This window comes from Burkholderia sp. APQ4-4ca (assembly GCF_057837105.1).
In genome coordinates, this window is record NZ_JBYQCG010000003.1 from 50,916 (window position 1) to 59,697 (window position 8,782).

At 66.5% G+C, this 8,782-nt stretch carries 8 protein-coding genes; 2 read left to right on the forward strand and 6 right to left on the reverse strand.

Annotated elements, in window-relative coordinates:
* Positions 1-213 precede the first annotated feature (213 nt).
* The 3 genes from AC3IFE_RS00435 to betC form a co-directional block, all read right to left on the reverse strand.
* On the reverse strand, positions 214-1,353 hold the full coding sequence (locus tag AC3IFE_RS00435) for a porin (protein ID WP_050012308.1): 1,140 nt from the start codon (positions 1,351-1,353) through the stop codon (positions 214-216).
* A 259-nt stretch (positions 1,354-1,612) separates the two neighbouring features.
* Positions 1,613-2,581 carry a choline ABC transporter substrate-binding protein gene (gene choX / locus AC3IFE_RS00440; protein WP_489189240.1) on the reverse strand — a complete coding sequence of 323 codons (969 nt, stop codon included), beginning with the start codon at positions 2,579-2,581 and terminating at the stop codon, positions 1,613-1,615.
* A 45-nt stretch (positions 2,582-2,626) separates the two neighbouring features.
* Positions 2,627-4,162 (reverse strand): choline-sulfatase, encoded by a 1,536-nt coding sequence (betC, locus tag AC3IFE_RS00445; protein WP_489189241.1) that lies wholly within the window; start codon positions 4,160-4,162, stop codon positions 2,627-2,629.
* Between the two features lie 232 nt (positions 4,163-4,394).
* On the opposite strand from betC, the gene AC3IFE_RS00450 reads away from it, so the two are divergent.
* Both AC3IFE_RS00450 and purU read left to right on the forward strand, forming a co-directional pair.
* Positions 4,395-5,300: a choline sulfate utilization transcriptional regulator gene (locus tag AC3IFE_RS00450; RefSeq protein WP_089470394.1), complete on the forward strand. Its 906-nt coding sequence runs from the start codon at positions 4,395-4,397 to the stop codon at positions 5,298-5,300.
* A 196-nt stretch (positions 5,301-5,496) separates the two neighbouring features.
* Entirely contained in the window at positions 5,497-6,381 is an 885-nt protein-coding gene (gene purU, locus AC3IFE_RS00455) for a formyltetrahydrofolate deformylase (RefSeq protein ID WP_069617431.1), read from the forward strand.
* 33 nt (positions 6,382-6,414) lie between these two features.
* On the opposite strand, the gene AC3IFE_RS00460 is transcribed toward purU, so the two are convergent.
* The 3 genes from AC3IFE_RS00460 to AC3IFE_RS00470 all read right to left on the reverse strand — a co-directional run.
* Positions 6,415-6,648: a hypothetical protein gene (locus AC3IFE_RS00460; RefSeq protein WP_489189242.1), complete on the reverse strand. Its 234-nt coding sequence runs from the start codon at positions 6,646-6,648 to the stop codon at positions 6,415-6,417.
* A gap of 39 nt (positions 6,649-6,687) precedes the next feature.
* Positions 6,688-8,343 carry a trimethylamine N-oxide permease gene (locus tag AC3IFE_RS00465; protein WP_301738320.1) on the reverse strand — a complete coding sequence of 552 codons (1,656 nt, stop codon included), beginning with the start codon at positions 8,341-8,343 and terminating at the stop codon, positions 6,688-6,690.
* Positions 8,344-8,584: 241 nt separating this feature from the next.
* Positions 8,585-8,782, reverse strand: a 198-nt coding sequence (locus tag AC3IFE_RS00470; protein WP_489189243.1) for a glycine betaine ABC transporter substrate-binding protein, incomplete at its 5' end; no start/stop codon positions are given.

Consider the following 8,782-nt stretch of genomic DNA (forward strand, 5'->3'; position numbering starts at 1 on the left):
CGCTGCGCGCCGCAACCGTTCGGGAAACGACGACACACGCGAGGGCGTGCGCGCGGCAACGGTGCAGGCGCGGCCAAACCGCGATGATATGCCAACCGCGAAAAACCGGCCGGCGGCCCCGTCGAGCCGTCGCATCGCACAAAAAAAAGCGCGAACCGCGGTTCGCGCCAAAGAGAGACCTCGCTGAGGACGTTACTGGACCATCCCACCCGATCAGAACGAATGCCGCATCCCGATCCGCACGTCGGCCTGCGTCTGCGTCGTCGACGGCGTGAAGCTGTAACCGATCACCGCATCGACGCCCTGCGACGCGCGCAGGTAATCGCCGGAGATGTAGATGTCGGTGCGCTTCGACAGCAGGTAGTGCAGGCCGGCCGTGCCTTGGTTCCAGTGGTGGCCTTCGAAGCGCGTGTGCTGGTAGCCCGCGATGAAGCTCAGCGCCGGCGTGAACTGGTACAGGCCGCCGCCTTCGTACACCTGCATGTGCGACGACTGGCCGAAGCCCTTGATCGTCGTGTACGAGTAGTTCGCGTCGAGCGTCAGCTTGCCGATCGTGTAGCTGGTGCCGATGCCGAACGTGCCCTGGCTGTCGACGTCCATCGCTGTGTTCGAGAACAGGTCGGTGCGCGCGCCCGTCGCCGGATCGACCGTGACGGTCTGCTGGCCGAGGAACGTATGCGTGCCGATCATCGCGTACGGGTCGAACGCATAGATGCCGTTCGGGTTGTTCAGGCGCGTGTACGCGGCGCCGATCGAGAAGTCGCCCTTCGTGAAGCTCGCGCCCGCGCTCCATGCGCTGTTGCGATGGAAGTTGCCCGCGACGTTGCCGAACGAATACATCGCGCCGAACTTGAAGCCGCTCAGGTCGTTCGACAGGAACTTCACCGAGTTCGGCAGGCGGTCGCCGTTGAAGCGGTCGAAGTCGCCCTGGTGGATCGCATAGCCGCTGCCCCACGCCGAGATGTTGTAGATCGACACGAGTTCGTTCGTGATGTCGAGCTGGTTGCCGAACGACAGCGTGCCCCAGTCGTTCTGCAGGCCCACATACGCCTGCCGGCCGAATTCCGCGCCGCCGAAGCCGAGTTGCCCATTGCCGAGGTGGAAGCCGCTCTCGAGCGTGAACACGGCCTTCAGGCCGCCGCCCAGGTCTTCGGTGCCCTTGAGGCCGAAGCGGTTTCCGTAGGCGATGCCGTCGTCGAACTTGACCACGTGCGAGCCGCCCGTGTTGTTCACGTACGTGATGCCCGCGTCGAGAATCCCGTACAGCGTCACGCTGCTCTGCGCATGCCCGATGGCGGGAATACAGGCCGCGCATGCAAGCGCGGCGGCTACGGCGACTTTCTTTTGCTTCATTGTCGACCACCCTCCCTGAACCGTTCGATGGAAAGAACCTTGGCCTGACGCGTGCCGCAATACGCCGGCGGATTCGAATTCGGTACGTCCGCTGGCTCCGCTGTTTCGTTTTCCGCAATAACGCAGCCATTGGCGAAAAATACAAACCCATATTTCGCATCACCCGTCTGAAGGCGACACTAAATAGTCACGATGCGACTGATCGGGAAAACACGTAGACAGGCGGCACGGCAAAAGCCGGCCGCCCTGAGGGAGGGGATCAGCGCCCGTCGAGAGCCGCGCGCACGGCCGGCAGGCCCGGTGCGCCGGCCGCCGTCGTCACGCCGTCGAGCCAGCCGGCGACCAACGCCGGCTCGGCCTTCAGCACATGCTGCGCCGCGAGCGCGGGCGACGTCTTGTTGTCGAGCATGTCGGCGATCATCCGGTTCTCGACGTCGACGGAGAACGTCATCTGCCGGAATAGCCGCGCGAGGTTCGTGCACTGGCCGGCGAACCCGGCGCGCGTGACCGTGTTGACCGTCGCACCGCCGTAGTTCGGGCCGAAGTACGCATCGCCGCCCGACAGATACGTCAGATGAAACTTCGTGTTCATCAGATGCGGCTCCCATGCGAGAAACACGATCCAGCGCTTGTCGCGCACCGCGCGCTCGACCTGCGTGAGCATGCCCGTCTCGCTCGATTCGACGAGCGACCAGTTCGCGGCCCCGAGCGCGTGGTCGGACAGCATCCGCTTGATGTTCTGGTTCGCGGGCGCACCCGGCTCGATCCCGTAGATCTTGCCGCCGAAGCGGTCCGCGTAGCGCGCGAGATCGGCGAACGTGTGCACGCCGGCGGCAGCCACGTAGTCGGGCACCGCGAGCGTGAACTTCGCACCGCTCAGGTTCGCGTGCAGCACGTCGATCGATTTTTCGTCGACGAACGGCTTCACGAGCGGCGCCTGCGCGGGCATCCAGTTGCCGAGGAACACGTCGACCTGCCCTTTCTTCAACCCCTGGTACGTGATCGGCACCGACAGGTTCGCCACGTCCTGCCGGTAGCCGAGCGCCTTCAGCACGACGCCCGCCATCGCGTTCGTGGCGTCGATGTCGGTCCAGCCGGGCGCCGCCATCTTCACGTCGCTGCACGTCTGCGGATCGGCGGCATGCGCCGCCGGCGCGGCCGCCACGCACGCGGCGGCGGCGAGTGCCGCGCCGATCCTTCGGATTGCTGCATTGCATTGCCGTTTCATCGCCCGCTTCCTCCGTCGTTCATGAATGTTCGCGCTGCCGGACGTTCAGCGCCCGACGCGCGGAAAACGCGCCATCGCCTCGAGCGTATCGAGTTCGATGTGGTTGCGCATGTAGCGCTGGCTCGCGTCGGTGAACGGCTGCCAGTCCCACGCGTGGATGCGGCCCTGCGTCGTCGCCGCGTAATGGAAGCGCCGGCGCCGCTGGCTCGCGCGCACCTGCCGGTCGAGTTCGGGCAGGTTCCAGCGCTGCGCGGCCTGCGCGCGGAACGCGGCGAGCACGTCGGCGGCTTGCGGCTGCCCGGCCAGGTTCGTCAGCTCGCGCGGGTCGTCCGACAGGTTATAGAGCTGGTCGGGATCGGCCGGGCAATGCACGTATTTCCAGTCGCCGCGCCGGATCATCACGATCGGTGCGAGCGCGCCTTCCGCGAGGTATTCGCCGAGCGCGACGTCGTGCGCGGCCGTGCCGTGCAGGTGCGGCACCAGGCTCGCGCCGTCGATCGGGTCGGGCCAGCCACCGGCCGGCGCGGCGCCGGCCAGATCGACGAGCGTCGGCAGCAGGTCGACGTGCGACACGGGCCCGCGCACGCGCGCGGCGCCGAAACGGCCCGGCGCATGCACGATCAGCGGCACGCGGCAGCCGCCTTCGAAGAACGTCATCTTGTACCAGAGCCCGCGCTCGCCGAGCATGTCGCCGTGGTCGGACGTGACGATCACGATCGTGTCGTCGGCGAACCCGCATTGCTCGAGCGCGGCCAGCACACCGCCGAACTGCGTGTCCACGTACGACGTCGCGCCGTAATACGCGCGGCGGGCGGCGCGGATCTGCGCGTCCGTCGGCGGCGTACGGTCGTTCTCGCAGACGAAGCGCAGCCGCTGCGAATGCGGATCGCTCTCGGCCGCGTCGAGCCGCACGGCCGGCATGTCGATTTCTTCGTCGCTGTACAGATCCCAGTATTCGCGCGTGATCGCATACGGGTCGTGCGGATGGGTCAGCGACACGACCATGCAGAACGGCCGCGCATCGTGCCCGGCCGCGCGTTCGCGCGCGACGTCGTACAGCTTCTGCTTCGCGGCGAACGTCACTTCGTCGTCGAAGTCGAGCTGATTCGTGCGCACGCACGGGCCGGCGTCGAGCACCGAACTCATGTTGTGATACCAGCTCGGCCGCTCGGTCGGGTGGTCCCAGTCGGGCACCCAGCCGAAATCCGCCGGATAGATGTCGGTCGTGAGGCGCTCCTCGAAGCCGTGCAACTGGTCGGGCCCGCAGAAATGCATCTTGCCGGACAGCATCGTCCGGTAGCCGCCTGCGCGCAGGTAGTGCGCGAACGTCAGCGTTTGCGCCGGCAATTCGGCGGCGTTATCGTAGGCGCCGATGCCCGACGGCAGCTTGCCGGTCAGCAGCGAGAAGCGCGACGGCGCGCATAGCGGGCTCGCGCAGTACGCGGCGTCGAACACCACGCCTTCGGCGGCGAGCCGGTCGAGCGTCGGCGTGCGGGCGACGCGGTTGCCGTACGCGGGCAGCGCGAACGGCGTGAGCTGGTCGGCCATCAGGATCAGGATGTTGGGTGTCGGGTTCGTCATCGGCGATCGTGGGGAAAGCGGTGTTCGAATGGAACGGCGCGTCGCTCGGGCAGCGGGCCGTCCGGCGTGACGGAGGCGATCCGCAGAAACCGCCGCGCACCGAGGCCGCGCTGGCTAGAATCGCGGAATGCGTGGCGCATGAAGCGCATCTGCCGCACCGTCCGCTGCACTATCGCCCGCCCGAATTCGTGCGGGTAGGCGTCCGGCCCTTATGGGGCCATTAGAGGGACTTATGTCGAAATCCGAACCGTTACCGTCGATGCAGGCGCTGCGCGCGTTCGAATCGGCCGCCCGGCTCGCGAGCTTCACGGCCGCCGCGCGCGAGCTCGGCTCGACGCAGCCGGCCGTGAGCCAGCAGGTGTTCCAGCTCGAAGCCGAACTCGGCGTGCCGCTGTTCGAACGCAGCCCGCGCGGCGTCACGCTGACGGCCGACGGCCAGTGCCTGTACGAAGCCGTGCGGCTGAGCCTCGACACGCTGCGCGGCGCGACCGCGACGCTGCGCGCGCGCCGCGAGCACGGCGCGCTCACGATCGTCACCGATTTCGGCTTCGCGACCTACTGGCTGATGCCGCGCCTGGCCGGGCTGAAGCACGTGATGCCGGATGTCGACGTGCGCGTCGTCACGTCACAGGATTACGACGCGCAGCGCGACCACGGCGACATCGCGATCCTGTTCGGCGACGGTCACTGGCCGTCGTGCACGGCCGCACGGCTGTTTCCGGAATCCGTCACGCCCGTCTGCTCGCCCGCGTTCCGCGACGCGCACCCGGACGTCGCGCGGGCCGACCACCTGCTCGCGCTGCCGCTGCTGCACGTGCAGCCGACGCGCCCCGAGCGCTGGCTGTCGTGGTCGGGATGGTTCGACGCGCATGGGCTCGAGACGCCGGCCGCCGCCCGCGGCGTGACCTTCAACAGCTATGCGCTCGTGATCCATGCGGCGCTGCTCGGCGAAGGCGTCGCGCTCGGCTGGTCGCCGCTCGTCGACGAACTCGTCGCGTCCGGTCAGCTCGTGAAGCTGGTCGACGCACCCGTCGTCACGTCGCGCGGCTATTTCCTGGTGCGCCCGCCGCAGCGGCCCGAACCGGACGCGACCCACGTGTTCCGGCGCTGGCTGCTCGACGCGTGCGCGGCGGCCTGACGCCACGCGGCCGCCGCCGTTTCCGTTTCCCCTCCCCGCTCCCGGGCCCGCTGGCGCACCGATACCAGCCACACGGCGCGTTGGTTCTATCCGCGCCGAAATCGTCCTGATTTACTTGAGCCTCCCGCCACCCGCGCGGCGCGGCGCTGTCGTGCGCCGCCGCGCGGCCGTGCGCCCCTGCCATCCGAGGAGTCTCATGACCGCCGAGCACCGCCCCGATCAATTCGTCCTGACACTGTCGTGCCCGAGCGCGGCCGGCCAGGTCGCCGCCGTCGTCGGCTTTCTCGATCGCCATCGCTGCTACGTCGATGCGCTGAACGTGTTCGACGACGATCTCAGCAACCGCTTCTTCGTGCGCTGCGTCTTTCATCCGACGGATGAGACGTTGCAGATCGACGCGCTGCGCCAGGAATTCGGGCCGATCGCGGCCGGGCTCGGCGGCCACGACGGCGACATCCAATGGGCGATCCACGACGTCAACGCGCGGCCGAAGGTGCTGATCATGGTGTCGAAGCTCGAGCACTGCCTCGCGGATCTGCTGTTCCGCTGGCGGATGGGCGAGCTGAAGATGGACATCGTCGGCATCGTGTCGAACCACCCCGACTTCGAGCCGCTCGCCGCGCAGCACGGGCTGCCGTTCCGGCACTTCCCGATCACGGCCGACACCAAGGCGCAGCAGGAAGCGCAATGGCTCGACTTCTTCGAATCGAGCGGCGCCGAGCTCGTGATCCTCGCGCGCTACATGCAGGTGCTGTCGCAGGAGACGAGCGCGAAGCTCGCGAACCGCGCGATCAACATCCATCACTCGTTCCTGCCCGGCTTCAAGGGCGCGAAGCCGTATCACCAGGCGCATGCGCGCGGCGTGAAGCTGATCGGCGCGACCGCACACTTCGTCACCGACGATCTCGACGAAGGCCCGATCATCGAGCAGGTCGTCGAACGCGTCGATCATGCGCTGCGACCGGAGCAACTGCTCGCGGTGGGACGCGATGTCGAAAGCCTCACGCTCGCGCGTGCGGTGAAGGCGTTCATCGAGCGGCGGGTGTTTTTGAACGGCGATCGGACGGTGGTGTTTCCGTAAGCGAGCCGCATCCGCGAACGCCGTCTCACCCCGTCACGCGGACGCCGACGGCATGCGCGAGACGGCCCAGCACAGCGCTCCGACGATGATCAGCGCCTTGGCCGCGTAGTGCTGCGGTTCGCGCAGCGCGGCAATCACGTCGCCGCAAGTAATGACGCGCGCCACGCCGGTAAAGGACAGCAGGACGAGCAGGATCGACACCGGTGCGGGCGCGACACGCCGTATCAGCGCGTTGAGCAGGAGTCCGATCATCGGCTGCGTCGCCATCATGATCGATGCGGTCAGCGCGCCTTGGTCGCTTGCGCGTCACTTCACCCAAGCAAAGTAATACGACAACCAGATCGTCAGCCCGGCCCCGATCAGCGCCGCATACGGCATCAGGCTCAGCCACGGCGCGCGCTTCGGCACTTCCAGCTCCATGTCGCGCTGCATCTGCGCGGGGAAACGGCCGCGATCCTGCCAGTAGTGGCGATAAAGGAACACCGGCACGATCAGCAGCATCGCGATCAGCCCGTTGCGCAGCGTGCCTTCGCCTTGCAGGTTCGCGCCCGCGCCGACGTAGACGAGGTTCGCGTAACCGCAGATCGCACCGCCGACGAGCAGCCAGGTCGGGCAGCGGAACGGCCGATCCCAGTTGCCGCGATCCATCCGGTGAATCCAGCCCGACTGAAGATTCAGGAATACGAACAGCATGTAGCAGACGTTCGAGATCGACAGCACCGTCATGTAGTCCGACATCATCAGCAACACGAGGTTGAAACCGAGGTCGGTCCACATCGCGCGCGTGGGCGAGCCGTGCTCGTTCACGTGCGACAGGTACTTCGGCAGCCAGCCGTCGACCGACGCCTGGTACAGCGTGCGCGACGAACCCATCATCGACGTCATCACGATCAGCAGGATCGACAGCATCAGCATCACGACCACCGCATTCGCGACCCACGCGCCGCCGCCGACGATCTTCGCCATCGCGGCCGCGACGCCGGTGCCGTCGCCGATCGCCGGATCGAGCATCGCCTGCGTGCCGAGCGCGCCCTGGAACGCCATCGGCACGAGCGTCATCACGACGAGACACAGCGCACCCGACCAGAAGATCGCCTTCGCGGTATCGCGCCGCGGATCGCGAAATTCGCGCGTATAGCAGACCGCCGTCTCGAAACCGTACGACGCCCAGCCGGCCATGAACATCGCGCCGAGCGCCATCGTCACGCCCTGCCCGTTCCACGAGCCGAAGGTCGCGGCCGTGAGGTTGCCCTGCGCGTCGTGACCGAGCGGCAGCAGCGGGAGCAGGTTCGACATCGGCACGTCGCCGGTGACGAACGGCACGATGCCGACGATCAAGAGCGGCGTGAGCGACGCGATGCCGAGAATGCGCTGCGTACGTGCGGCCTTCGATGCGCCGCTGTGCTGAAGCTTGAACGTGATGAGAAGCAGAATCGTCGCGATGATGAACGTCGCGTTGATCCGCAGGGACAGACCGGGCTTGATGAACCCGAGGTCCGCAATCTTGAGCTGCCAGTGCAGCACCGCCGCATTGGCCGGAAAGAGACTCGTGAGCGCATAGCTCGCCGCGAGGCCGCAGCCGAGCGCAAGCATCGGCGACCACGCGAGCCAGTTGCACCACACGGAAACCGGGGCAATCAGCTTGCTGTAACGGACCCAGCCAATCGCGCCATACACCGACGCGCCGCCCGATTTATGGGGAAATAGCCCGGATATTTCCGCATAAGTCGCGCTTTGAACCAGCCCCATCGTGATCGCGGCGATCCAGATCGCCCACGCGGGCTGGCCGATCGTCGCGCATACGCCGCCGATCGTGAACAGCACGCCTGCCGGCACGCCGCTCGTTACCCAAAAAGCGTCTTTCCAGGTCAGGCCACGATGCAGCGTGTGGCCCGTCGAATCATGTGAGATGGTTGCCTCGACGTCACTGGTGCGATTCGCACGCAGTCCTGCTTGACTCATCCAATTCCTCCTCTCGCTCAGCGTGAGCGCTTTAGCGCTTACTCTGGTCCGATGCAAAGCAGTGGTGATTCTGCACGAGGGCCGTAGTGTAGCAATTTACGGGCTTTTTTGCAGAATCAGCAAAAGAAAACCGGGATATGGCCGCATGGAATCCTGATTATTTCGGATTCCTGCAATCCATTCCCGGCGTATTTTTATGACGACTCGCGCGACGTGACTCGCGCGACGTAGGTCGAGATGCTTACTGCGCGCCTTCCGTCCACGAATTCACGCGGTCGGCATGCGCCGCAATCCACGCATCCGCGGCCGCTTCCGGCTTCGAGCCGTTCTGGATCGCCAGCATCACGCTGTCGATCTCACCCGGCTTCCACTGGAATTTCTTCAGGAACGCGACGACCGGCTTTGCCTTGGTTTCGAGGCCCGGATTCACGACGCTGTC

Bases quoted from the DNA above. Each gene is read 5' to 3' on its own strand.
- choX (WP_489189240.1), bottom strand. From the start codon at position 2,581: ATGAAACGGCAATGCAATGCAGCAATCCGAAGGATCGGCGCGGCACTC.
- purU (WP_069617431.1), top strand. From the start codon at position 5,497: ATGACCGCCGAGCACCGCCCCGATCAATTCGTCCTGACACTGTCGTGC.
- AC3IFE_RS00435 (WP_050012308.1), bottom strand. From the start codon at position 1,353: ATGAAGCAAAAGAAAGTCGCCGTAGCCGCCGCGCTTGCATGCGCGGCC.
- betC (WP_489189241.1), bottom strand. From the start codon at position 4,162: ATGACGAACCCGACACCCAACATCCTGATCCTGATGGCCGACCAGCTC.
- AC3IFE_RS00465 (WP_301738320.1), bottom strand. From the start codon at position 8,343: ATGAGTCAAGCAGGACTGCGTGCGAATCGCACCAGTGACGTCGAGGCA.
- AC3IFE_RS00460 (WP_489189242.1), bottom strand. From the start codon at position 6,648: ATGGCGACGCAGCCGATGATCGGACTCCTGCTCAACGCGCTGATACGG.
- AC3IFE_RS00450 (WP_089470394.1), top strand. From the start codon at position 4,395: ATGTCGAAATCCGAACCGTTACCGTCGATGCAGGCGCTGCGCGCGTTC.